21 protein-coding genes are annotated in these 24,546 nt (G+C 71.4%); 17 read left to right on the top strand and 4 right to left on the bottom strand.

Annotation, left to right across the window (positions count from 1 at the left end; genetic code table 11):
- Nucleotides 1–2 precede the first annotated feature (2 nt).
- The 7 genes from CLV63_RS15330 to hutI all read left to right on the top strand — a co-directional run bounded on the left by CLV63_RS15330 (nt 3) and on the right by hutI (nt 8,910).
- Complete coding sequence (locus CLV63_RS15330; RefSeq protein WP_106583703.1) at nt 3–689, top strand: alpha/beta hydrolase; 687 nt, start codon at nt 3–5, stop codon at nt 687–689.
- Between the two features lie 368 nt (nt 690–1,057).
- Nucleotides 1,058–1,300: a hypothetical protein gene (locus CLV63_RS15325; protein WP_106583702.1), complete on the top strand. Its 243-nt coding sequence runs from the start codon at nt 1,058–1,060 to the stop codon at nt 1,298–1,300.
- Nucleotides 1,301–1,372: 72 nt separating this feature from the next.
- Entirely contained in the window at nt 1,373–2,917 is a 1,545-nt protein-coding gene (gene hutH / locus CLV63_RS15320) for a histidine ammonia-lyase (RefSeq protein WP_106583701.1), read from the top strand.
- A gap of 54 nt (nt 2,918–2,971) precedes the next feature.
- Nucleotides 2,972–4,642 (top strand): urocanate hydratase, encoded by a 1,671-nt coding sequence (gene hutU / locus CLV63_RS15315; protein ID WP_106583700.1) that lies wholly within the window; start codon nt 2,972–2,974, stop codon nt 4,640–4,642.
- Between the two features lie 121 nt (nt 4,643–4,763).
- Complete coding sequence (locus CLV63_RS15310) at nt 4,764–5,969, top strand: allantoate amidohydrolase (RefSeq protein WP_106583699.1); 1,206 nt, start codon at nt 4,764–4,766, stop codon at nt 5,967–5,969.
- Nucleotides 5,970–6,322: 353 nt separating this feature from the next.
- Complete coding sequence (locus CLV63_RS15305; protein ID WP_106583698.1) at nt 6,323–7,711, top strand: formimidoylglutamate deiminase; 1,389 nt, start codon at nt 6,323–6,325, stop codon at nt 7,709–7,711.
- Nucleotides 7,708–8,910 (top strand): imidazolonepropionase, encoded by a 1,203-nt coding sequence (hutI, locus tag CLV63_RS15300; protein ID WP_106583697.1) that lies wholly within the window; start codon nt 7,708–7,710, stop codon nt 8,908–8,910. Before CLV63_RS15305 ends, hutI begins: the two co-directional genes overlap by 4 nt.
- Before the next feature lie 57 nt (nt 8,911–8,967).
- Here hutI and CLV63_RS15295 read toward each other — a convergent pair whose 3' ends face one another.
- A complete protein-coding gene (locus tag CLV63_RS15295; protein ID WP_106583696.1) occupies nt 8,968–10,458 on the bottom strand; it encodes an amino acid permease in 1,491 nt (496 codons plus the stop codon).
- Nucleotides 10,459–10,649: 191 nt separating this feature from the next.
- Entirely contained in the window at nt 10,650–10,895 is a 246-nt protein-coding gene (locus CLV63_RS15290; protein WP_106583695.1) for a hypothetical protein, read from the bottom strand.
- 276 nt (nt 10,896–11,171) lie between these two features.
- Here CLV63_RS15290 and CLV63_RS15285 point away from each other — a divergent pair, with 276 nt between their 5' ends.
- The 10 genes from CLV63_RS15285 to CLV63_RS15240 all read left to right on the top strand — a co-directional run bounded on the left by CLV63_RS15285 (nt 11,172) and on the right by CLV63_RS15240 (nt 21,974).
- Nucleotides 11,172–11,645, top strand: a complete 474-nt coding sequence (locus CLV63_RS15285) for a DoxX family protein (RefSeq protein ID WP_106583694.1) — start codon at nt 11,172–11,174, stop codon at nt 11,643–11,645.
- Between the two features lie 273 nt (nt 11,646–11,918).
- Entirely contained in the window at nt 11,919–13,523 is a 1,605-nt protein-coding gene (locus CLV63_RS15280; RefSeq protein WP_106583693.1) for an alkaline phosphatase D family protein, read from the top strand.
- On the top strand, nt 13,520–14,404 hold the full coding sequence (locus tag CLV63_RS15275) for a polysaccharide lyase family protein (protein WP_106583692.1): 885 nt from the start codon (nt 13,520–13,522) through the stop codon (nt 14,402–14,404). The genes CLV63_RS15280 and CLV63_RS15275 overlap by 4 nt, the downstream gene beginning before the upstream one ends.
- Before the next feature lie 120 nt (nt 14,405–14,524).
- Nucleotides 14,525–15,673, top strand: coding sequence for an OmpA family protein (locus tag CLV63_RS34595; RefSeq protein WP_106583691.1), 1,149 nt, complete (start codon nt 14,525–14,527; stop codon nt 15,671–15,673).
- A 773-nt stretch (nt 15,674–16,446) separates the two neighbouring features.
- Nucleotides 16,447–16,761 (top strand): DUF485 domain-containing protein, encoded by a 315-nt coding sequence (locus tag CLV63_RS34590; RefSeq protein ID WP_245928837.1) that lies wholly within the window; start codon nt 16,447–16,449, stop codon nt 16,759–16,761.
- Entirely contained in the window at nt 16,758–18,455 is a 1,698-nt protein-coding gene (locus CLV63_RS15260; protein WP_106583689.1) for a solute symporter family protein, read from the top strand. The genes CLV63_RS34590 and CLV63_RS15260 overlap by 4 nt, the downstream gene beginning before the upstream one ends.
- Nucleotides 18,456–18,676: 221 nt before the next feature.
- Entirely contained in the window at nt 18,677–20,332 is a 1,656-nt protein-coding gene (locus CLV63_RS15255; protein ID WP_106583688.1) for a sodium:solute symporter family protein, read from the top strand.
- A gap of 25 nt (nt 20,333–20,357) precedes the next feature.
- Complete coding sequence (locus CLV63_RS15250; RefSeq protein WP_106583687.1) at nt 20,358–20,639, top strand: hypothetical protein; 282 nt, start codon at nt 20,358–20,360, stop codon at nt 20,637–20,639.
- 223 nt (nt 20,640–20,862) lie between these two features.
- Entirely contained in the window at nt 20,863–21,723 is an 861-nt protein-coding gene (locus CLV63_RS15245) for a helix-turn-helix domain-containing protein (RefSeq protein WP_245928836.1), read from the top strand.
- Complete coding sequence (locus tag CLV63_RS15240) at nt 21,723–21,974, top strand: DUF397 domain-containing protein (RefSeq protein ID WP_106583685.1); 252 nt, start codon at nt 21,723–21,725, stop codon at nt 21,972–21,974. Before CLV63_RS15245 ends, CLV63_RS15240 begins: the two co-directional genes overlap by 1 nt.
- 526 nt (nt 21,975–22,500) lie before the next feature.
- Here CLV63_RS15240 and CLV63_RS15235 read toward each other — a convergent pair.
- Together CLV63_RS15235 and CLV63_RS15230 are read right to left on the bottom strand one after the other, a co-directional pair.
- Entirely contained in the window at nt 22,501–22,983 is a 483-nt protein-coding gene (locus CLV63_RS15235) for a hypothetical protein (protein WP_106583684.1), read from the bottom strand.
- Between the two features lie 33 nt (nt 22,984–23,016).
- Nucleotides 23,017–24,057, bottom strand: coding sequence for a methyltransferase domain-containing protein (locus tag CLV63_RS15230; RefSeq protein WP_106583794.1), 1,041 nt, complete (start codon nt 24,055–24,057; stop codon nt 23,017–23,019).
- Between the last annotated feature and the right edge of the window lie 489 nt (nt 24,058–24,546).

The following is a 24,546-nucleotide window of genomic DNA, read 5'->3' as shown; positions in this document are numbered from 1 at the left end:
CCATGCCGAGGCCGCAGACCCGCCGCTTCCACCCCGGCACCGACGCGCAGAGCACACCGCACGTCTACGTGCCCGGGCACGGCGACGGGGTGACCCTGCTCCTGCTGCACGGCACCGGGGCCGACGAGCACGACCTGCTCGACCTCGGCGCGGCGCTCGCCCCCGGGGCGGCGCTGCTGTCCCCGCGCGGCGCCGTCGAGGAGAACGGTGCGAACCGGTGGTTCCGCAGGATGGGCATGGGCCGCTTCGACGTGCCCGACGTGATCCGCCGAGCGGGGGATCTCGCCGATTTCACGGGACTCGCGGCGCGCGAGTACGGGCTGGACCCCGCGAAGATCGTCGCCGTGGGGTTCTCCAACGGTGCGAACATCGCCGCGGCGCTGCTCCTGCTGCGGCCGGACCTGCTCCGGGGCGCCGCGCTGTTCGCACCGGCGGCACCCTTGCAGGGCAGGGAGCCGGACCGCGTCGACCTGGCCGGCGCGTCGGTGTTCGTCGGCGCCGGCCGCGCCGACACGATCACCCCGTACGACCAGGCGGCGCTGCTGTCCGACCAGCTCACCGAGCGCGGCGCGGACGTCGCCTTCCACCAGCACCCGGGCGGCCACGAACTGCCGGGCCCGGTCCTGCGCGCGGCAACGGCCTGGTCGGCGCAAATGCGCGCCAAACTCGCAGCGGAAACCCCGGGCTGACCGCCCGTTCCCACGTTCCTGGTGTCCTGGGTGAAGGGGGTGTGCGGGACGCCCCTGGTGCCCTCGGACGAGGGGGGTGGCTGCCGTCGCGAATGCTTCGCACTCCCCTACTGCGCCCGCTTCGCGGCGTATCGCGCAGTGGGACCCGCGGCGGCGGCCTTCGACGCCGCCGGGGTGGCGACACGGGGGGTGACGAAGTGTCCGAAATGGCGGGAGCGGGGTTGCGCTCCGTGTCCACCTGCGGAGAGTAGCGATTCGGACGTCGGGAATTCTGTATACCGACCCGTCGGTTTCCGCTCGTGAATGTGAGAGCATTCACGGCGAGACCCCCAATTGCCGCACGTATCGCGGCATCTGGAGCGATTCAGGTGTATCCGGCGCAGCCCAGTCACGACCCACCGGACATTCCGCTGCTGGCCCACGAGGCCCGATGCTTCGGCGCGATCGTGCGCGCCGAGACCTGGGAGGAGCCCCGCCTCGCGGTCTCGCGCCACGTCGCCCACCTCCGGCCGTCGCAGTGCCACTTCCTCGCGGAGATGACCGTCGCCCGCATCTGGCGGGACCCGCCGGACGCGTCGACCCCCGGCGGCCCCCGTCCGCCCCCGCCCTGAGTATCTGAAATCTCAGACACGAACCGCGGTTCGGTGCTCCCGCCGACGCCGCGCCGGATGTGCAATGGGGGCATGCCCACAGCAGCGCCCATCACCCTCGGCCGAGAGCCGCTGAGCATCACCGATGTCGTCGCCGTCGCCCGCGACAACGCGCCCGTCCGCCTCTCCGACGACTCCCGCAAGGCCCTCGCCGACGGCCGCGAGCGGGTCGAGGCGCTGGCATCCGAAACAGCACCCGCCTACGGGGTGACCACCGGGTTCGGCGCGCTCGCCACCCGGCACATCGCCCCCGAGCTCCGCGCCCGCCTGCAACGCTCGCTGATCCGCTCGCACGCCGCCGGCACCGGCCCCGCTGTCGAGCGCGACGTCGTCCGCGCCCTGATGCTGCTGCGGCTGCACACCCTCGCCTCCGGCCACACGGGAGTGCGGCCCGAGACCGCCGAACTGCTCGCGGCGCTGCTGAACCACGGGATCACCCCCGTCGTCCACGAGTACGGCAGCCTCGGCTGCTCCGGCGACCTCGCGCCCCTGTCGCACGTCGCGCTCGCCCTGATGGGGGAGGGGCGGGTGCTCGACGCCTCGGGCGCCGACACCGACGCGGCGGCCGCGCTGGCGGCCGCCGGACTGCGCCCCTTCGAACTCGCCGCGAAAGAGGGCCTCGCGCTCATCAACGGCACCGACGGCATGACCGGGATGCTCGCGCTGGCAATCCACGACCTGCGCGGCCTGCTCGTCACCGCCGACATCGCCGCCGCGATGAGCGTGGAGGCGCTGCTCGGCACCGACCGGGTGTTCGCGTCCGACCTCCAGGCCCTGCGCCCGCACCCCGGCCAGGCCGCCGCCGCGGCGAACATGGCGGCCCTGCTCGCCGATTCGCCCATCGTCGCCTCCCACCGCGGCCCCGACTGCAACCGCGTGCAGGACGCCTACTCGCTGCGCTGCGCGCCGCAGGTCGCCGGGGCCGCGCGCGACACCCTCGCGCACGCCGAAGCGGTCGCCGGGCGGGAACTCGCCGCGGCCATCGACAACCCCGTGGTCCTCGACGACGGCCGGGTGGAGTCCAACGGCAACTTCCACGGCGCCCCCGTCGGCTACGTCCTCGACTTCCTCGCCATCGCGGTCGCCGACCTCGGCTCCATCTCCGAGCGGCGCACCGACCGGATGCTCGACGTCGCCCGCTCGCACGGCCTGCCGGCGTTCCTCGCCGACGACCCCGGTGTCGACTCCGGCCACATGATCGCCCAGTACACCCAGGCCGCCATCGTCTCCGAACTCAAGCGGCTCGCCGCACCGGCGAGCGTCGACTCCATCCCCAGCTCCGCGATGCAGGAGGACCACGTGTCCATGGGGTGGTCGGCGGCGCGCAAGCTGCGCCGTGCCGTCGACGGGCTGACCGGCATCCTCGCCATCGAAGTACTCACCGCCGCCCGGGCCGTCGACCTGCGCGCACCGCTGCGGCCCGGCCCCGCCACCGGCGCCGTCGTCGCAGCGGTGCGGGAGAAGGTCGCCGGCCCCGGCCCCGACCGCCACCTCGCCCCCGAGATCGACGCCGCGACGGCCCTCGTCGCCGACGGCACCGTGCGGCGCGCCGCCGCAGGGGTCACCCCCTTGCGCTGACCGGCCCGCCCACTGAGGACCCGCCCGCCCACAGAAAAAAGGGGAATCACGCCCATGACCACGTCAGGACCGCGCCCCGTCCGCGCCCCCCGCGGCACCCGGCTGAGCGCGAAGGGCTGGCCGCAAGAGGCCGCCTTGCGCATGCTGCACAACAACCTGGACCCCGAGGTCGCCGAACACCCCGACGACCTGGTCGTCTACGGCGGCACCGGCAAGGCCGCCCGGGACTGGCGCAGCTTCGACCGCATCAGCGCCTCGCTGCGCGACATCGAGGGCGACGAGACCCTGCTCGTGCAGTCCGGCCGCCCGGTCGGCATCCTGCGCACCCACGAATGGGCGCCGCGCGTGCTCATCGCCAACGCCAACCTGGTGCCCGACTGGGCGAACTGGGAGGAGTTCCGGCGCCTGGACGACCTCGGCCTGACCATGTACGGGCAGATGACCGCCGGGTCGTGGATCTACATCGGCACCCAGGGCATCCTCCAGGGCACCTATGAGACGTTCGCCGCCGTCGCCGCCAAACTCGGCGGCGGCAGCGGGGGGAGCCTGGCGGGCACCATCACCCTCACCGCGGGCCTCGGCGGCATGGGCGGCGCCCAGCCGCTCGCAGTCACCATGAACGGCGGCGTCGCCATCGTCGTGGAGTGCGACGCCAGCCGGATCGAGCGCCGCATCGCCCACCGCTACCTCGACGTGCGCGCCGACGGCATCGACGACGCGCTGCGCCTGGCCACCGAGGCGCGCGACGCCCGGCGTCCGCTGTCGATCGGCCTGCTCGGCAACGCCGCCGAGGTGCTGCCGGAGCTGCTGCGCCGCGACGCGCCCATCGACATCGTCACCGACCAGACCTCCGCACACGACCCGCTGGCGTACCTGCCGGCCGGGGTGGCGTTCGAGGAGTGGCGCGACCTCGCCGCGGCGAAGCCCGCCGAGTTCACCAGCCGCGCCCAGGACTCCATGGCGGCGCATGTCGCCGCCATGGTCGGGTTCCTCGACGCCGGTGCCGAGGTGTTCGACTACGGCAACTCCATCCGCGGCGAGGCGCGGACCGCGGGATTCTCCCGCGCCTTCGACTTCCCCGGCTTCGTCCCCGCCTACATCCGCCCGCTGTTCTGCGAAGGCAAGGGCCCGTTCCGGTGGGCGGCCCTCTCCGGCGACCCGGCCGACATCGCGCGCACCGACCGGGCGATCCTCGACCTGTTCCCCGACAACGACCACCTCGCGCGGTGGATCCGCATGGCGGGCGAGAAGGTCGCCTTCCAGGGGCTGCCCGCCCGCATCTGCTGGCTCGGCCAAGGGGAGCGGGCCGCGGCGGGCGCCCGGTTCAACGAGCTGGTCGCCTCGGGTGAGATCAGCGCGCCGCTCGCGATCGGCCGCGACCACCTCGACACCGGCTCGGTGGCGTCGCCGTACCGCGAGACCGAGGGCATGAAGGACGGCTCCGACGCGATCGCCGACTGGCCGCTGCTCAACGCCCTCGTCAACACCGCCTCCGGCGCGTCCTGGGTGTCGATCCACCACGGCGGAGGGGTCGGCATGGGCCGCTCCATCCACGCCGGGCAGGTCAGCGTCGCCGACGGGACCGACCTCGCGGCCCGCAAGCTCGACCGGGTCCTGACCAACGACCCCGCTACCGGGGTCCTGCGCCACGTCGACGCCGGCTACCCCGAGGCCGATGCGGTCGCCGAGGACAACGGGCTCCGCGTCCCGATGCGCGAGGGCTGACCGCGCGGGCGCGGCGGCTCCGGGACACGGGCCCTGCGCGGGCAGACTGCGGTGGGGGCGGGCCGACGCCGCTGCGTCCACCCACCCCCACCCGGGACACACGCGAATAGGACGGACGAGCATGAGCCACACCTTCGACGACCTGTGGTCCGAGCTGCTGCCCATCGGCCGCTTCGGCGGGACCGGCGGGTACCGCCGCTTCTCCTGGACCGCTGCCGACGCGGAGGCGCGCGCGTGGTTCACCGAGGCCGCGGAGCGGCGCGGCCTGGACGTGCGCGGCGACCGCAACGGCAACCTGTGGGCGTGGTGGGGCGAACCCGGACCCGACGCGGTCGTCACAGGGTCCCACCTCGACTCCGTGCCCGACGGGGGCGCGTTCGACGGCCCGCTCGGGGTCGTCAGCGCGCTCGCAGCGGTGGACGAGCTGAAGCGGCGCGGCGTCGCGCCGCGGCGGCCGTTCGCCGTCGGCGTCTTCGTCGAGGAGGAGGGCGCCCGCTTCGGCGTCCCGTGCCTGGGGTCGCGGCTGCTCACCGGGGTCACCGCGCCGGAGCGGGCCCGCGCCCTCACCGACGGCGACGGCGTCACGTGGGCGCGCGCCATGGAGGCGGCGGGCCTCGACCCCGAACGCATCGGGCCGGACCCCGAGGTGGTCGGCCGCATCGGGGTGTTCCTCGAACTGCACGTCGAGCAGGGCCGCGCCCTCGTCCACCGCGACACACCCATCGGCGTCGCCGAGGCGATCTGGCCGCACGGCCGGTGGCGGCTCGACTTCGCCGGGCAGGCCGACCACGCCGGGACGACCCGCCTGGCCGACCGCAACGACCCGATGCTGCCGTTCGCCGAGACGGTCCTCGCGGCCCGCGCGTCGGCGCAGCGGCTGGACGCGGTGGCGACCGTGGGGAAGGTGCGGGTCTCGCCCAACGGCGCCAACGCCATCCCGTCGCGGGTCCGCGCCTGGCTCGACGCGCGCGCCCCCGACGAGGCGACCCTGCGCGCGATGGTGGACGAGATCGAGTCGGCGGCCCGCCGCAGTTCCGGCGGCAACGGGGTCACGCTCGCCAGTTACCAGGAGTCCCTGACACCCGTCGTCGACTTCGAACGCGGGCTGCGCGACCAGGTGGCGGCGCTGGCCGGCGGCGCACCGGCACTGCCGACGGGGGCGGGGCACGACGCCGGGGTGTTCTCCGCTGTCGCACCGGCCGCGATGCTGTTCGTGCGCAACCCCACGGGCGTCTCGCACGCGCCGGAGGAGTGGGCCGAGCCCGCCGACTGCCACGCGGGCGTGGCCGCACTCGCCGACACCCTCACGGACCTCCTCACCCGATGACCCGGCACTGTCCAGGGAGGCCGCGGAGGAGGGGGCGGGCCTGCCCCAGGAGGAGGGCGCCCCGGGGCGCGGGCTTTCGGGGGCGAGAGCGTCCTTTGGCCCAGGGGGCCGGAGCCAGGCTCACCGGCAGCCTTGCCCAGGTCCGCTGCGGGCGAGGACGCTCTCGGCGCCCACCCCTCCGCCGGGCCGAGGTCGAAACCCGCGCATTAAGCCAACGGCATTGAAGCGGCGCGAAGCACCACGGGCTGATTGGGGTAACAGATCCCGGGCACAGGCCCGCTGCCGGGCCGACCGTTGTATCCGCCGCCGCGACGAGGCCTGCGGCGGGCCGATCCGATGCTGAGGAGGCGACCGTGGCCCTGACCGCGCGCTATTGGTGTGAGTGGGCGCTGCTCGATACCGCGTCCAGCGCCGCAGCCGCGACCCCCGGCGTGCTGTTGGACGTCGCCGACGGGCGCATCACCGCCATCGGCGCACGCGCCGCGCCGCCGGACGGCGCCGAACGCCTGGCCGGGCTGACCGTCCCCGGCTTCGCCAACGCCCATTCGCACGCCTTCCACCGCGCGCTGCGCGGGCGCACCGGTGAGCACGGCGGCAGCTTCTGGACGTGGCGGGAGCGCATGTACCGGGCCGCCGCCCGGCTCGACCCCGACTCCTACTACCGGCTGGCCCGCGGCGTCTACGCCGAGATGGCGCTGAGCGGCGTCACCGCCGTCGGCGAGTTCCACTACCTGCATCACGCGCCCGGCGGCGTCCGCTACGCCGACCCCAACGCCATGAGCGCGGCGCTGGTCGCGGCCGCGGCCGACGCCGGGATCAGGATCACCCTGCTCGACACCTGCTACCTCAAGGGCGGGCTCACCGCCGACGGCGCGCACACTCCGCTGGAGGGCACCCAGCTCCGCTTCGGCGACCGCGACGTGGACGACTGGGCCGCCCGCGTCGACGCCTTCCGCCCCGACGGCGCGCACGCGCGCAAGGGCGCCGCCCTGCACTCGGTGCGCGCCGTACCGGCCGAGGGCGTGCGGCGCTTCGTGGAACTGCACGAGCAGAGCGCCGACGACACCTGGACCGGGCCGCACATCCACCTGTCCGAGCAGCCGGCCGAGAACGCCGCGTGCGTGGCCGCCTACGGGCGCACACCCACCGGCCTGCTCGCCGACACCGGGTTCCTGGACGCCGTCCACCCCACCCTCGTCCACGCGACCCACCTCGGCGACGACGACGTTCGGCTGCTCCGCGACGCCGGCTCCACCGTCACGGTGTGCCTGTGCCCGACGACCGAACGGGACCTCGCCGACGGCCTGCCCCGCCTCGCCGACCTGGAGCCGGTGCCCGTGAGCCTCGGCAGCGACGGCCACTCCACGATCGACATGTTCGAGGAGGCCCGCGCGGTGGAGATGCACGAGCGACTGCGCACCGGCACCCGCGGCACCCGCGGCTCCCCGTGGCTGCTGGAGGCGCTGCACGGCCACGGCCACGGCAACTCCCTCGGCTGGGAGCGGGCCGGCTGGTTCGCCGAGGGCTACCGCGCCGACCTGGTCACCATCGGCCTCGACGGGGTCCGCACCGCGGGTTTCGACCCGGAACGCGCCACCGACACCGCGGTGTTCGCCGCGACGGCAGCGGACGTCCGCCACGTCATGGCGGACGGGCGCTGGATCGTCCGCGACGGCGTCCACCGGTCCATGCCCGATGCCCCCGCGTCATTGCACGCCGAGATCAAGGAGCTGTTCGCGTGACCGAGACCCCCACATCCGTGCTGATCGACGGCATCGGCACCCTTGTCACCAACGATCCGGAGCTGGGGGAGGGGCGCACCGGGGAACTCGCCGACGCGGCGCTGGTCCTCGACGGCGGCCGGGTGGCGTGGGCCGGGCCGCGCGACCGCGCGCCCGACGCCGACACCAGGGTGGACGCCGCCGGGCGCTGCGTCATCCCCGGCTTCGTGGACAGCCACTCCCACATCGTGTTCGCCGGTGACCGCAGCCGCGAGTTCGGCGCCCGGATGAGCGGGCGGCCCTACGAGGCAGGCGGCATCCGCACCACGGTCGCGGCCACCCGCGCCGCGACGGACGCCGAACTGCACGCCCGCGCCGCGTCGCTGCTGGCGGAGGCGCAGGCGCAGGGCACCACCACCTTGGAGATCAAGTCCGGGTACGGCTTGAGCGTCGCCGAGGAGGAGCGCGCGCTGCGCATCGCGGCCGGCCTCACCGAGGAGGTGACGTTCCTCGGCGCGCACGTGGTCCCCCCGGAGTACGCGGGCGACACCGACGGCTACGTCACCGAGGTCACCGGCCCGATGCTGGACGCGTGCGCGCCGCACGCCCGGTGGGTCGACGTGTTCTGCGAGCGGGGCGCGTTCGACGAGGAGCAGTCGCGCCGGGTGCTGCGCGCGGGAATGGACCGGGGGCTGCTGGCCCGCGTCCACGGCAACCAGCTCGGCGAAGGGCCGGGCGTGCGGCTCGCCGTGGAGATGGGCGCGGCGTCGGTGGACCACTGCACGCACCTTGCGGCGGCCGACGTCGACGCGCTCGCCGAGTCGGGCAGGGGCGCCGCCGACTCGGCGACCGTCGCGACCCTGCTGCCCGGCGTGGACTTCTCCACCCGCCAGCCCTACCCGGACGCCCGCGCGCTGCTCGATGCGGGCGCCGTGGTCGCCCTGGCGGGCGACTGCAATCCGGGGTCGTGCTTCACGTCCAGCATCGCGTTCTGCATCGCGCTGGCGGTGCGCGAGATGCACATGACCCCTGAGGAGGCCCTGTGGGCCGCCACAGCGGGCGGAGCGCGGGCGCTGCGCCGCGACGATGTGGGGCACCTGGCGCCGGGGGCCCGCGCCGACCTCGTCCTGCTGGACGCCCCCAACCCCGTCTACCTCGCCTACCGCCCGGGCGTCCCCCAAGTCGCAGCCGTCTGGAAGAACGGCACCCCGCTGTCCTGAGTCCACCCGGTGGAGCAGCGGCGGGCGGCCCGGTGGAGGGCCGCCCGCCGCGTTTGTTCAGTCCGACTTCTCGCCGGTGTTCAGTCCTTCTTGGGTGCGGTTCGCGCGGCCGACGCGGCTGTGGCGCATGCCGTAGCAGAAGTACACGACGACGCCGATGGCCATCCAGATCAGGAACCGGATCCAGGTGTCGACCGTGAGGTTGAGCATCAGCCACACGCAGGCGAGCGCCGCGACGATGGGCAGGAACGGCACCCACGGGGCGCGGAACGCGCGGGGGAGGTCGGGGCGGGTGCGGCGCAGCACGATGACGCCGATGGAGACCACGACGAACGCGAACAGCGTGCCGATGTTGACCATCTCCTCCAGCGCGGCGATGGGCACCAGCCCGGCCAGCACGGCCACCACGACCGTGGTGATGATGGTCATGACGTAGGGCGTGCCGAACCGCTTGCTGGTCAGGGACAGGCCGCGGGGCAGCAGGCCGTCGCGCGACATGGCGAACGCCACCCGCGACTGGCCCATCATCAGCACGAGGATGACGGTGGTGATGCCGATGACCCCGCCGAGCGAGATGAGCGTGCCCGCCCAGTCGGCGCCGACCTGGCGGAACGCCTCGGCGAGCGGGGCGTCGCCGGTGAGTTCGCCGAACGGCCGCATGCCGGTGACGACGGCGGCCACGGCCATGTACAGCACGGTGACGATGATCAGCGAGCCGAAGATCCCGACGGGCATGTCGCGCCGCGGGTTCTTGGTCTCCTCGGCGGTGGTGGCGACGATGTCGAAGCCGATGAAGGAGAAGAACACGATCGACGCCGCCGCGATGACGCCCCACAGGCCGAACTGGGCGGGTTCGATGCCCAGCAGGACCTGGCTCAGCGGGAGGTGGCGGACCGACACGTCGGCGGCCGGGAGCGGCTCGGCAGCAGGGATGAAGGGGGTCCAGTTGGACACCTTCACGTAGAGCGCGCCGGCCGCGATGATGAACAGCACGACGCCGACCTTGATGGCGACGATCACGGCCGAGACCCGGCTGGAGAGCTTGGTGCCGAGTGTGGCGAGGGTGCCCAGGAGCACGACGATGAACATCGCGCCGAAGTTGAGGGTGAGCCCGCCGCCGATGGGCACGCTGGTGGGGATCCCGATGAGGTCGCCGGCGTACCCCGACCACCCGGTGGCGACCACGGCCGCGGCGAGGGTGAACTCCAGGACGAGGTCCCAGCCGATGATCCAGGCGACGAACTCGCCGAGGCTCGCGTAACCGAAGGTGTAGGCGCTGCCCGCCACCGGCACCGTGGAGGCGAACTCGGCGTAGCACATGGCCGCGAGCGCGCACACCAGGCCGGCGATCAGGAAGGACACCACGATCGCCGGGCCGGCGTTCTCGGCGGCCTGGCGCCCGGTGACGACGAAGATGCCGGTGCCGATGATCACACCGATGCCGAAGACGATCAGGTCGAAGCCGGTGAGGTCCTTCTTGAGCTTGTGGCCGGGCTCATCGGTATCCCTGATCGACTGTTCGATGCTCTTAGTGCGCCAGATGCTCAATATCCTGTCTCCGCGCCCGATATAGACCCTTTTGGGGCAAGTGTGCTTACGTCGCGCGATGTTACCGCTTTTCGTGAGCGCACCTGAACACGACCGTTTAGTCGGGCGATTCCATCAGATTCGGTACGGAGACAGGCAAAGGGGTCGAACCGCCGTCGGGGCGGCGGGTGCCGCGCCCGCGGCGGCACGGCTCAGGAGTCGGCGGCGTCCCCGGACTCGGAGTCGGACTTCTTGGCGCGGCGCTGCTTCTTCACCGGGCGGGAGTAGTCGAGGAGCGGCTCGACGCGGGCGTCGTACTCCTTCTTGCACTCGCCGCAGGAGTCGACCTCGCGGAGGGCGCCATCCCAGGCGAACTGGATGACCTCGGTGGCCTCGATCTTCTCGTCGAGGAGGGCGTGGGGGTCGCAGTACTTGCGGGTGAAGACCTCGGTGACCACGGCGGTGGCATCCCCTTCGGCTCGGTGTGCGGGTACGGGAAGTCCCGATCATACACCTGTTCGATAAGGCTCTGCCAGGCAACGCGGTTCCGCGGTGCCGAAGGTGCCCACGCGAGCCTAGCGAACAACGGGGCGGACCAGGGGCGTTCGCGCGGCACGGCGGCGGTGCGGCACAAATCGCATCCGGTCGCTTTCCGTGTGGGCGGGGTAGCGGATAGGATACCCTTTCCAAGGAAGAGTTTTCCCTGTAACTAGCAGCTCATCGAGGAGTCACCGATGTTCGCACCGACCACGACGATGCGTCGCGCCGCCGATGCGACCGCGCTCATCGCGCGCATAGCCGTCGGCATCGTCTTCATCGTGCACGGATGGCAGAAGATCAGCGGAGGGGTCGCGGGCACCGCCGAGGGCTTCGGTGCCATGGGCGTGCCGATGCCCGCGGCCGCCGCGGCGCTCGCCATGGTCATCGAGTTCGGCGGCGGCATCGCCCTCGTCATCGGTGCGCTCCTGCCGGTGGCGGGCGTGCTGCTCGCCGCGCAGATGGCGGCCGCCTACACCGTGGCCCACGTCGGCCAGCCGCTCGTCAGCGCCGATGGCGGCCCGGCCTTCGAACTGGTCCTCGTGCTGGGCGCGGCCGCGCTCGCGCTCGGCTTCAACGGCGGACGCTACGCCGTCGACCGCCTCCTGCCCTGGGGCAGGCCGCGCGCCGCACAGGAGGCCGACGCGGCGGCGGGCAGCGCCGCGCGCTGACCCGGGAGGACCCGGGGGACAGCGATGCGGGCCGCCGCCCATGCCGGGTGGCGGCCCGCACGCCGTTGTGACGCGCCCGACCCGCCGAGCCGCTGACCGATTCCGGCAACTCACGTTCCGGTTGGTGTACTTCGCCCCCGGTTTAGGCGACGCTGTGAAGTGAACTTGTTCCTCAGGGTCCACATCCGTTTCACCCTGGCAACACAGCACGTCAATCGAAAACTCTGAGGCTCGTTCGGTAAGCGTCCATCCCCGAGTAGATGGAACCGTCGCATGGGCCAAGATCCACCGAGCATCCATCCCGACCGGCGTGCCTTCCTCGCGCTCACGGGCATCACCGCCGCAGCGTTCACCTTGGGGACCGGCGCGCCCGCGCACGCCGCCCCGCTCACCGGGGCGGTGCCGGCCGACCCCTTCCGACTCGGTGTGGCGTCGGGCGACCCCACGTCCGACGGCATCGCGCTGTGGACCCGCCTCGCGCCTGAGCCGCTCGCCCCCGACGGCCACGGCGGCATGGGCCGGCGCGACGTCACCGTGGAGTACGAGGTCGCCGCCGACCGCCGGTTCACCAAGATCGTCCGGCGCGGCAGGGCCGTCGCGTCCGCCGAACTCGGCCACTCCGTCCACCCCGAGGTCAAGGGGCTCGAACCGGGCCGCGACTACTACTACCGGTTCCGCGCCGGCCGCGAGATCAGCCCGGTGGGCCGCACCCGCACCGCGCCCGCCCGCGACTCCCGCCCCGGCTCGGCCGCGTTCGCCATGGCATCGTGCGCCGCCTGGTACCACGGCCACTACACCGCGTACCGCCACATGGCCGAGCAGGACCTCGACCTGGTGCTCTTCCTCGGCGACTACATCTACGAGTACGGCATCACGTCGGGCAACCTGTGGCGCCAGGGCGCCGGCGAGCTCGGCGAGGAGCACGCCGCCGAGACGGTCACGCTGGAGCAGTACCGCCTGCGCTACGCACTCACCAAGCTCGACCCGAACCTCCAGGCCGCCCACGCCGCCGCGCCGTGGCTCGTCACCACCGACGACCACGAGGTCGAGAACAACTACGCGGCGGAGCACTCCGAGTACAACATCACGCCCGAGGACTTCGTCCGCAGGCGCGCGGTCGGCTACCGCGCCTGGTACGAGAACCAGCCCATCGGCGTCGACGCCCTGCCCAAGGGCCCCGACATGGACCTGTACCGGCGGGTGCGGTTCGGGCGCCTCGCCGAGTTCAACGTCCTCGACACCCGGCAGTACCGCGATCCTCCGCCCACCGACACCGCGCCGGGCGGCGAGCACACCGACCCCGACCGCTCGCTCCTCGGCCGCGACCAGGAGAAGTGGCTCTACGACGGTCTCGGCCGCAGCGAGGCCGTGTGGAACGTCCTGGTCCAGCAGGTGGTGCTGGCGAGCATCGACCGCACACCGGGGCCGGGGGTCAGCTACAGCTACGACTCCTGGGACGGGTTCACCGCCAACCGCGACCGCCTCTTCGAGGCTCTCACCGAGCAGCGGGTCGACAACCCCCTCGTGCTCACCGGCGACATCCACCGGCACGTCGCAGCGGACCTCAAGCGCGACTTCACCGATCCCGACTCCGAGACCATCGGGACCGAGCTCATCACCACGTCCATCTCCTCCAACGGCAACGGCGCGCCCACCGACGAGCTCGCCGAGCTGTGGCTGAGCAACCCGCACGTCAGGCTGTACAACGGCCAGCGCGGATACGTCCACGTCGGCATGACCGGCGCGGAGGTCACCTCCGACTTCAGGGTCGTCGACCAGGTCGAGGCCGACGACTCCGGGAAGGTCACCTCGGCGGCGCGCTTCGTCACCGAGGCCGGCCGGCCCGGCCTCAACCCCGTGAGCGGAGGAACGCAGTGAGCCGCAGTCCCCGGCCGGTGACCCGGCTGCACACCGACGGCCGCATCGGCGCCATCGACCTCACCTGGCGGCTCGCCTCCTGGGAACCGCTGGTCGACCACTACGCCGTGTACGCCTCGGAGTCCGCCGACGTCGAACCCGTCCCCGAGAACCTCATCGGCAAGACCGTCTACGGGCGCTTCACCCACGCCACACTGGGCCCGGAGAAGCAGACCCGGCACTACACCATCGTCACCGTCGACGCGGCGGGCGAGCGCAGCGGCGCGTCGCGGACCGTCGACGGCACCACCGAGGAGTCGCTGGTCGTGCGGGGCCGCCCGCTCGCGCAGGTCGGCAAGTTCGACTCCAAGAGCCTCGAACTCGCGCTGGCACCCGCCGACTACGCCCTCTACGCCGCGCGCTTCCCCAAGGGCGTCGACTTCACCGTGGGCAAGAGCAATCCGCGCACCGACTGGAGCTACCTGCACCCCGGCCCGGCCGACTCCTGGGCCGGCCGCAAGCAGCACACCTTCGCCATGCGGTTCTCCTTGCAGGCGGAACCGGAGGAGGAGCTGGGGCTCGCCATCTGGCTCATCGACACCCACGCCACCGCTGCGGGGAAGGCCACTCTGGCCGTCAACGACACCGACACCGTGGAGATCGAGTTCCGGGGCGGTGCCACGCGCGGCTCCCTCGAAGGCGACGCCACGGTGCCCGGCACGGCGCTGCGGCCGTCGTTCGTCGAGCTCCGGCTGCCGGCGAGGGACTTCGTGCGGGGTGAGAACGTCATCAGCATCACCAAGACCGAAGGGTCCTGGCACGCCTACGACGCCGTGGGCGTGTTCGCACCCGGTGCCGAAACACCGGATGCGGGGGACACCGCGTTCATCGCGGGCCGATGAACGCAGGGTAAAGCCGCGGGCCGCCGGGAACCTTTTCCGGCGGCCCGCAGTCGTACCCACGTGACCCGGTCGTTCACTCCGAGGCCGGGCCGAATCCCCCGATCGCCAGGAGAATCCCCCATGAAGTTGTTCCACGCCGCTCCCGTCTGCCTGCTCGCTCTTGCGCTCACCGCGTGCGGCACCCTGGACCGGTTCGCCCCCGACGGTAAGAGCGCAGGTGGCGACGGCGCGGCCGAGTCGAGCCCGTCGCCTTCGGCGGCTCAGGCGGCCCCCGACGCGGATCCCGCCGACTGCACCGGCGACAGCGTCTTCATCGAGGCGGTGGAGATCGCCGCGGTGCGCACCGCGGCCGTGCAGATCCCGGAGATCAAGGACAAGTCCGGCACCGTCCTCCAGGAGGCAGGCGAGATCCCGGGCGTGTCGATTCCGGCGCAGCGCGTCCCCGCGCAGTGCGCCGAGGTGGCGGAGGCGCCCGGCGGGTGCCTGGGCGCGGTGGAGATCCCCGGCGCCGTGATCCCCGCCGTGCGGATCCCCTCGGCCTCGATCCCCGGCCTCAGCGCCGAAGGGGTGTCCATCAGGTCGGAGGCGGAGAACGAGAAGGTCCTGAACGAGGTGAAGATCCCGGGCAAGAGCGAGGACGAGGTGTGCCAGGAGAAGCCCACCGAGGCCGGTGAGCGCGTCTCCTCGGTGCGGCGCTCTTCGGTGTACCGCTCCTCCGAGCGCCGCCCGTCGCTGTCGCGGCCGTCGCTGCGCCGCCCCTCCGGGCGCGCCGAGGACGGTACGCGCATCCCCGCGATCGAGGTGCCCCGCGTCGTTGTCCCCAGCGTGAAGGTCCCCAGCGTCAAGGTCGAGAGCGACCGCATCGAGAGCCGGCGGGCCGGGGAGACCGAGGTGCTGGAGAGCGACGGTGCCATCGCCTACAACCTCGATTCCGACGTCCTGTTCGACTCCGGTTCCCACGAGTTGAAGGACGGGGCGGTGCGGCATTTGAAGGCGGTCGGCGAGCACATCGGCGACGAGCTGCCCGATGACGCCGAGATCGCGATTGAAGGCCACACCGACTCCGTGGGTTCGGAGTCCGAGAACCAGGACCTCTCCGAGCGCCGCGCCGAGACGGTGCTCACGTGGCTCGTGGACGACGGCGGCGTCGACAAGGGCCGGCTGAAGGCGACCGGCTACGGCGAGTCGAGGCCCGCGGTGCCGAACAAGTCGGGCGACGCCGGCACCCCGGAGAACCGCCGGGTGGTCGTCTCGGCGCGCAAGGACTGATCCGGGACGGACACGCGGCGGTGCCCCGGTCCGCCCCCTCCTGCGAACCGGGGCACCCTGGGGCACCCGTTCGATCCGGTCGCGGATCGCGGGTGCGGCTGCCGCGGCGCCACCGTCCGGTGGGGCGGCGGAGCCGGCTCGACCACGCTGCCGCATTGTGATCGAATGATCACTGACCGTGTCTTCCAATCAACCACGCCGCGCGCGCGAGGGCAATGCGCACCGGCATTCGGTAACCGCTTGTTACCTGATGTCCATTTTCCTCGGCTGTTCTCCGGCGGGTAGCGGCCGTCGAAGCGGAATTGTGCGCATCCTTTTCCGCGCGCACCCGCCGGGTAGCGACCGTATTTCGCATTCGCACCGCACGTTCGCGCGCTTTATCGGACCATGTCCGGTTCGATCGGAATCTCATCGGCCGAATTTCGGATAACCCGAACGAGCCTGCCGGTATCCGGTTAACGTGGTGGGTGCCCCGTTCGCCGCGGGACCCCATGCGGCCCGCCGTTGAGCGGCGGGGCGTTCTCGAAGTGCGCGGTCCCCGCCGCCGAATGCGCGCGGCGGAACGGCCGCGGGGGGAAACGGCGGGCCCGGCGTCGCACGCCTCGGTCCGTCCGGTATTTGGGGGGAATAACGTGGTCGACCATGTCCAAGAGGCGTCGCGAAAGGCGCCTCGCAAGGCGCCGCCCGCGCCGCGGCTGCCCGTTGTGGGGGGCGGGCCGCGCGACGGCGACGGCAGGAGCCGCCTCGCCGAACGCGGACCGTACACCGTCCGAGTGGGGACCGACACCCGATTCGTCAGATTGCGGCGACGATTCGCCGCCGCCACCGCAATTCTCGTCACGGTATGCCTCGGCTGGTACCTGTGCTACCTCTACCTCACGGCGTATGCGCGCGATTTCATGTCCATTCAGGTACTCGGCGACATCAATGTGGCGCTGCTGTTCGGAATCGGGCAATTCGCGACGACCCTCGTGTTCGCGTGGGCATTCGCCCGATACGCCGAGCGGTGCATCGACCCGCTCGCCGATGAGATCCACGCCGAATCCGACCGCTCCGCCGCCCGGAACGGGAGAGTGGTGCAGCCGTGAACCTCAGTGATCTCGCAGCTGCGGCAGGGGAGGGCTTCAGCACCCGGCACGCGTGGACCCTCGGCCTGTTCGCCGTGTTCATCGGGGGGACCCTCGCCATCACCATCCGCGCGCGCCGCACCACCAGCGGCGCCGACGACTTCTACGCCGGCGGGCGCGCGTACTCCAGCACCCAGAACGGACTCGCCCTCACCGGCGACTACCTGTCGGCGGCCTCGTTCCTCGGCATCGCTGGCATGATCTCGCTGAACGGCTACGACGGCTTCCTGTACTCCGTTGGATTCCTCGTCGCCTGGCTGCTGGTGCTGCCGCTGTCGCAGCTCATGCGCAACGCCGGCCGGTTCACCATGGCCGACATCCCGGCGTTCCGCATGCGCCGGATGCGCGTCAGGCTGGCCTGCTCCATCTCCACGGTCACCGTCTCCATCTGCTACCTGGTCGCGCAGATGGTCGGCGCGGGAGCCCTGGTCACCCTGCTGTTCGGCATCCACAACGGCGGCACCTTCCTCGGGATGGACGCCGGGCAGGCCAGGGTCCTCGCCATCGTCGGTGTCGGCGTGCTGATGATCATCTACGTGATGTACGGCGGGATGAAGGCGGCCACCTGGTTGCAGATCACCAAGGCGCTGCTGCTCCTCGCGGGTTCGGCGCTGCTGACCGTCGGCGTCCTCGGGGTGTTCGGGTTCAACGTCAGCGGGCTGCTCACCGCCGCGGCCGACGCGAGCGGCCAGGGCACCGCGTTCCTCGAACCCGGGCAGCGCTACGGCGTCGACGTCCCCGGCGACCCGATGCAGACCCTTGCCAACAAGCTCGACCTGTTCAGCCTGGGCCTGGGCCTGGTGTTGGGGACGGCGGCGCTGCCACACATCCTCATCCGCTTCTACACGGTGCCCGACGGCAGATCGGCGCGCGCCTCGGTCAACCGCACCATCGTCCTGGTGGGCGCGTTCTATCTGATGACGCTCGCCCTCGGCTTCGGCGCAGCGGCGCTGGTGGGGCCCGAGCGCATCGCCGCGCAGGACCCGTCCGGCAACACCGCGGTGCCGATGCTCGCCGAGGAGCTGGGGACCCGCCTCGCCGGGCCCGTGGGCGGCGCCGTGCTGCTGGCGTTCATCGCCGCTGTGGCGCTGGCGACCATCCTCGCCGTCATCGCGAGCCTGACCCTGGCGTCGTCCACGTCGATCGCGCACGACGTGTTCGGGCACATCCTGATGTGGGGGCGGCCCCGCGAGTCGCAGGAGGTCGGCGCCGCGCGGTTCTCCGCCGCGGTCGTCGGCACCATCGCCGTCGCCCTGGCGATCTTCGCGCAGAACCTGAACGTCGCCTTCCTCGTGGGCCTCGCCTTCGCCATAGCGGCGGCGGCGAACCTGCCGGTGATCGTCCTCTCGATGTTCTGGCGCCGGTTCAACACCCAGGGCGTGGAGAGCGCCGTGTACGGCGGGCTGATCGCCTCGCTGGTGCTGGTGGTGCTGTCGCCGGTGATGTCGGGGAAGGTGTCGCCCGCGGGGGAGAACCTGTCGCTGCTGCCGGCCTGGATCGACATCCAGCTGTTCCCGTTGGAGAACCCCGGCCTGGTGTCCATCCCCATCGGCTTCCTGTGCGCCGTGATCGGCACGCTCGCCTCGGGTGAGCGCAACACCCCCCGCTACCACGAGCTCCGCGTCCGGTCCCTGACGGGCATCGGCGCCCACTGAGCACCCGGCGTCCCGCCGTCCCGGAGCAACGGGGACGGCGGGACGCCTGCCGATCACTGTCGATCGGTCGTGTCCCCGCGGGATCGCGGCCGGGACGGCTGGTGTGGGGCGGCCGGGCGGGCGGCTGGCACGGCCAGGGCTGCTGGGGAGGGCGACGTTTTGGCCGCGGCACACCGGGAAAACGGGGGGCGCACACACAACAAAGGACCGCTGGAGGCCCGATGACGAATCTCGCGGCCGCGTCCCAGCCGCCGATCTCCATCGACGACTCGTGGCTCGACTACCTGCTCATCGCTCTCTACTTCGCATTCACGATCGGAATCGGTCTCGCGCTGCGCAGCCGGATGAAGTCTTCCGAGGACTACTTCCTCTCCGGGCGCTCGCTGCCGAGCTGGGTCACCGGGCTGGCGTTCCTCGGCGCCAACCTGGGCGCGCTCGAAGTCCTCGGCATGGGCGCGGGCGCCGCCCAGTACGGCATCATGCAGGCGCACTTCTACTGGATCGGCGCCATCCCCGCGATGGTGTTCGTCGCGCTGTTCATGATCCCCTTCTACTACGGCAGCCGGACCCACTCGGTGCCCGGCTTCCTGAAGCTCCGCTACAACGAGGCCACCCGCGGGTTCAACGCGATCACCTTCGCCGTGCTGATGGTGCTCATGAGCGGCATCAACATGTACGCCATGGCGATCGTGCTGCAACTGGTCCTCGGCTGGTCGCTGCACATCAGCATCCTCGTCTCGGCGGTCATCGTGCTGGCGTACGTGACGCTGGGCGGGCTGTCGTCCTCCATCTACAACGAGGTGCTCCAGTTCTTCCTGATCACCCTCGGCCTCGTGCCGCTGGTGGTCATCGGCCTGATCGACGTCGGCGGGTGGGACGGCCTGAAGGAGGCCGTCGCGAAACCGGAGTTCTTCCACCTGTGGGCCGACACCGGCGGCACCGACAACCCCATGGCCATCCAGTGGTTCGGTATCGCGCTGGGGCTCGGGTTCTTCCTGTCCTTCGGGTACTGGTGCACCGACTTCCTCGTCGTGCAGCGGGCGCTGGCCGCCGAGGACGAGGCGGCGGCGCAGCGCACACCCCTGATCGCCGCGTTCCCCAAGATCCTCTACGGGGTCCTCGCGATCTTCCCCGGCCTCATCGTGCTGTCGGTGATGCCCGAACTCGGCCAGGGCGGCGGCGGGATCGGGAACTCCTACAACATGGCCATCCCCTACGCCATGGCGCAGTACTTCCCCTCGGGGATGCTCGGCGTCGGCCTGGTGGCGCTCCTCGCGTCGTTCATGAGCGGCATGGCCGGCAACGTCACCGCCATGAACACGGTGTGGACCTACGACATCTACCGCGCCTACATCAAGCCCGACGCCGACGACGCGCACTACGTCCGCATGGGTCGCATCGCCACCATCGGCGGGATGGTGCTCAGCGTCGGCGCGGCCTACATCGTGCTCGGGTTCGCGAGCATCATGGACTACGTGCAGCTGCTGCACGGCGTCTTCTTCGCCCCACTGTTCGCGACCTTCCTGCTCGGCATGTTCTGGAAGCGCACCACGCCCTGGGGCGGGTTCGCCGGCCTGGTGTCCGGCACGGCGGTGGCGCTCGCGATCTTCGCCGCCGAGCTCGCCGGGGTCCTCGTCTGGGGCAGCCCCATGGCGGGCAACCTCTGGCGCGCGTGCATCGCCTGGGGCGTCGCCATGGTCGTGGGGGTGGCGGTGTCGATGCTCACCGCGCCCAAGCCCGAGGCGGACCTGCGCGGCCTGGTGTACAGCCTCACCGAGCGCGCCCGGGCGCACGAACCGGCCTGGTACAAGAAGCCCTGGCTGCTCGCCACCGGGGCGCTGGTGCTGACCCTCGGCGTCAACATCGTGTTCTTCTAGCAAGGAGGGAAGGAGGGTCGGTCCCATGACGGAACCCAGCGGCACTGAGCCCGGCGGTACGGAGCACAGCGGTACGGAGCACAGCGGTTCCGAGGGCGGCAGCCACGTCATCGCCATCGGGAACTACATCGGCGCCCTGCTTGCCGTGTTCGGGGTGCTCATCGCCCTGTACGGCCTGTTCGGCCCGCCCGAGCAGACGGAGAAGAGCCTCGGCTACAACATCAACCTGTGGTGGGGACTGGTCATGATCGCCTGCGGCGGCCTCGGCTTCCTCGGCACCTACGTCTCGCGGCGCAACCGCCCCTGACCCCGCGCCGACCGGACCGGACGTCGGCGGGCGGCACCCGAGCACCGCGGCGTCCGGCACGGGGTGAGCAGGACCTCCGATGAGAGCGCCCCGCTCACCCCGTGCCGCCTATAGGGACGTCACTCCCACATCAAGCCCAGACGAGCAGGCCGCCGACCCGCTCGGCGAAGCGCCTCGGGTCCGCGAGGGAGTGGATCGAGCGCCCCCCTACGAAGGAGATCCCGTGGCTTCCATCGGACGACCCAAACGGGCCACACTCCGTGCCCGCTGGCTGGGGGAGAAGCTGCGAACCCTGCGCGATGCCAACGGGGTCAAACTCGATGAGGTCGGGGAGTTCCTGAAGCGCAGCGCGGGCACGATCAGCCGGTTCGAGAGCGGGATGTACCCGATTCGCTCCTCGGAAGTGCTGGCACTCCTGGACTTCTACGGGGTCAGCGACGCCAAGCAGCGGAAGAACATGCTGCACCTGGCGGATGCCGTATGGCAGCCCGGTTGGTGGGACGGCTACACGGGAGAGGTCGAGGACTGGTTCATCGACTTCGTCTGGGTCGAAGAGTTGGCCACCGAGCAGTTGCTGTTCGACAACACCGTCCTGCCGGGTCTCCTGCAAACCAGGGAGTACGCACGCGCGGTCATGGTCGCGGACGATCGGACAGCGACAGCCGCGCAGATCGACCGATGGATCGAACTGCGCATGGCGCGCCAAGCCATCCTCGACCGCGATGATCCGCCGACGCTCCGTTCGGTCCTGGACGAGGCGGTGCTGCGCCGCCAGGTCGGCGGACCAGAGGTCATGCGGACGCAGATGCGTCACCTGCTGGAGATGTCGGAACGGGATGCAATCACCGTACGGGTCCTGCCGTTCAGAGCCGGGGCGCACGCGAGCCCGACGGGTCCCTTCAATCTCTTCACGATGGCCGACCCTTACCCCGAAGTCGCGTATGTGGAGACGCTGAAAGGCGCTCTCTACATAGAATCCCCCGATTCCGAATCGATTGCTCGGCGCTACGATCGGTTGTGGGAGGCATCAATGTCCCCCACCGAGTCCGCCGAGTTCATCTCGGGCTTGATCGAGGAGAGATAGTGACCACCAGCTCGACGCCGCAGGAGCTTCCGGAGCAAGAGCGGGCGGGCGTCGCTTGGCACATCAGCAGCTACAGCACCAACGGCGGCGGGAGCTGCGTCGAGGCTGGCCCGTTGGACGACGGCTCCGGCCGGGTCGCGGTGCGGCACAGTCACCACCCTGAGGGTGCGGTGATCGTCTACACCCGTGAGGAGTGGGCTGCCTTCGCGCAGGGCATGCGCGCCGGAGAGTTCGACTTCCACCTCGGCTGAACGCCGCTTACTACCGCCTCAAACTCCCCGTGCGCTCGCCGGCGGCTCCGCTTCGTTGGGCGGCCTTGTGCGCTGCCGGGATGCGGGTGGTCTGCGGGAAAAGCGGCGCCAAGGGCCGTGGGTGCTTGGGGTGGGTGATCACCTGAGCGGCCTGCGGTAGGAAAAGGCGGAACCAAGGGCGGCAGGCGGCCCAGGTCGGCGGTGATCGACGGCGTGCCGAGTTCTGTTGCCGATCTTGACGAACCGGTTCCCTCAATCGCGATTGAGGGAACCGGTTCGTCAAGATCGGCGAAGGGGGTGGGCGGAGTGCTGGCGAGCCGCGGAAGACCGTCCACCTCGGCACTCACCCGCCTTTGGCGCTGCTTTTTCCTACCGCATGCCCGCACGCGGCTCGGCGACAAGGCCGCCCCGCAGGCGTTCCGAACTCACGAAACGGAAAATCCGCCTGCGGTCGAGGGAACACGTAATGATCGTCGGGGGCGGAGGCGGGGGTGCGCGACCGGTCCTCTATCTGTCAGGCGACGACTCACTCTCGGCGAGCGCCGTTCGGCCAGACCACGTCCACCGGCACACCGCGCCCGCGTGCGGCCTCGACCGCGTCGCCGGTGCCGCCCTTTCCGCCCGATGGTTGCCCGTCCCAGACGGCGACGAGCCGGTCGACTCCGCCCAGGATCGCTTCGTTCGCGTCCTCGTAGGCTTCTCGGCCCGCGGTCCTGTGCGGCATGTAGCGGACCAGCGTCGAGCGCATCAAGAGAGCGTCGAACTGGTCGAGATTGTGCGGCTTGACCTTGGCCTCGCGGTAGTCGACCGAGGGGAGCACCACCTCCAACTTCCCGCGGGCGTCCAACACGACCTCGGCGAAGATCTGGTCGGCACCGCGCGCGAGGCAGGACAGGCCGACCAGGTCGCCGTCGCTGTACGGCGCGAGCAACTCGGCCAGCGCCTCGCGCACGAGGGGAACACTGTCGGCCGAAAGATTCGAGTGACCGGTGATCCCGATCCGCGTCATGCCATCTCCTCAGGATCGAACTCTCGTTGCTGCCTACAGATGGTGGTCCCAGGGGCCGAGGCCCGCAGCCCGGACACGGTGAGGTCGGTCGTCCAATACCTCCAGGGTGAACTCCGTCAACTCCGGCCACCCCGCGCCGTCCAGGACAGCGTGGATCTCCGCAAGCTCGGCGGGCAGGTCGCTGGGGCCGCCGCCGGTGGTGGAGCCGTCCGGCCACAGATAGGCCCAGGACTCCCCGGCTTCCAGAGCGATGATCGGGGCCGTCGCCTCCTGCCAGGGCCGCGCTCCCAGAGTGATCCAGATGCCGGGAGAGGCGAGCACCAGGCGGGTCAGCAGGTCCCGCTCCAGCAACTCCTCAGCACCGAAGGGCACTGCGCCCTTCCGCTCGATCTCCCTGCCCATGCCGGGGAAGCGCGGGGCGGGCACACGCTGGGTGCGGTCGCGCATGAACGATCCGTCCCCAGTGAAACGCCCTTCGCGGCCCCCGGACAGTGCGGCGATTGGGGTCGGACCGCCCGACTCGTAGGGCGCCCACGGTAGGACCAGGACTCCTTCGGCGGACAGGTGGCGCACCCACTCCAGGGGGACACGGTGGGCCGAGCAAGTGGCAATGACCGCGTCGTAGACCCCCTCTGTCGGCACAGCGCCGACGATCACCCGCACCCCGGTCCCGGCGAGACGTTCGCGCGCCTGCTCCGCCACCTCGCGTTCGATCTCCACCGAGGTGACACTGCCGGAGGGCCCGACCAAGGAGGCCAGGACGGCGGCGTTCCACCCGGTTCCGGTGCCGATCTCAAGCACCCGAGCGCCGGGCGCCACCCCGGCCGCTTCGATCATGCCGGCCATCATCTCGGGCGCGGAGGAGGAGGACGAGGGGGTGTTGATCATTCCACTGCCGCCGTCGTTGGCCTGCGTGACCACCGCGTCGTCGTCGTAGACGTAGGCGGCCCAGCGCCGGGGATCGGCGGAGCGGGCGAGCGGCAACCCTTGGGGTTCGGGCCATACCAGGTCGGGTATGAAGCGGTGGCGGGGGTGGGCGGCGAAGGCGGCCCGGATCTCGTCGGGGGCCTTCATCCGCTCGATGAGCCGGGTGTGCAGGTCGTCCAGGTCCGGATTCACGCCTGACCGCTTCCGTTGCACGAGGGGCAGTCAACTAGCTGCTTGCCCTTTCACGGGCCGCTCCCGTCGCTCTCCAGCCAGATCTTTCCCGACCCACCGCAGTTGGAGCAGTCGGCAGCACGGGTGGACAGGGGCAAGGAGACCGGGTGGTCGTTTCTGCCGGGCGTTACGGCGGGTCCGCGGGCATCGCGTCTGGCGGTGGTCGTGTTCAACGTGCCTCCTGCGGTCGGACGGCCTCCTCGACTGTAATCGTGTGGTCCGCCCCGTGTCAGAGGAACGGCCGCGACCGGTCGTGCTCCGAACGTGCGGTCTCGCCTGCCGTCTTCGCCAGCCCTTCTGCCAGGGCCGGTCGGCCCGGCGGCCCTGTCCGATGAGCGGGATCATGCGAACCGCGGAGTCCGACCGCCCTCACACCGCGGTACGGGGGTGGTCGGCCGATTCGAG

Origin of the sequence: Murinocardiopsis flavida (assembly GCF_003014485.1) — a bacterium.
Lineage (GTDB): Bacteria > Actinomycetota > Actinomycetes > Streptosporangiales > Streptosporangiaceae > Murinocardiopsis > Murinocardiopsis flavida.
This window is presented reverse-complemented; position numbering and strand designations above follow the sequence as displayed.

Excerpts from the sequence above, each read along its gene's own strand:
- CLV63_RS15330 (WP_106583703.1), top strand. The coding sequence starts at position 3 with ATGCCGAGGCCGCAGACCCGCCGCTTCCACCCCGGCACCGACGCGCAG.
- hutH (WP_106583701.1), top strand. The coding sequence starts at position 1,373 with ATGCCCACAGCAGCGCCCATCACCCTCGGCCGAGAGCCGCTGAGCATC.
- hutU (WP_106583700.1), top strand. The coding sequence starts at position 2,972 with ATGACCACGTCAGGACCGCGCCCCGTCCGCGCCCCCCGCGGCACCCGG.
- CLV63_RS15310 (WP_106583699.1), top strand. The coding sequence starts at position 4,764 with ATGAGCCACACCTTCGACGACCTGTGGTCCGAGCTGCTGCCCATCGGC.
- CLV63_RS15285 (WP_106583694.1), top strand. The coding sequence starts at position 11,172 with ATGTTCGCACCGACCACGACGATGCGTCGCGCCGCCGATGCGACCGCG.
- CLV63_RS15280 (WP_106583693.1), top strand. The coding sequence starts at position 11,919 with ATGGGCCAAGATCCACCGAGCATCCATCCCGACCGGCGTGCCTTCCTC.
- CLV63_RS34595 (WP_106583691.1), top strand. The coding sequence starts at position 14,525 with ATGAAGTTGTTCCACGCCGCTCCCGTCTGCCTGCTCGCTCTTGCGCTC.
- CLV63_RS15255 (WP_106583688.1), top strand. The coding sequence starts at position 18,677 with ATGACGAATCTCGCGGCCGCGTCCCAGCCGCCGATCTCCATCGACGAC.
- CLV63_RS15250 (WP_106583687.1), top strand. The coding sequence starts at position 20,358 with ATGACGGAACCCAGCGGCACTGAGCCCGGCGGTACGGAGCACAGCGGT.
- CLV63_RS15235 (WP_106583684.1), bottom strand. The coding sequence starts at position 22,983 with ATGACGCGGATCGGGATCACCGGTCACTCGAATCTTTCGGCCGACAGT.
- CLV63_RS15230 (WP_106583794.1), bottom strand. The coding sequence starts at position 24,057 with ATGAAGGCCCCCGACGAGATCCGGGCCGCCTTCGCCGCCCACCCCCGC.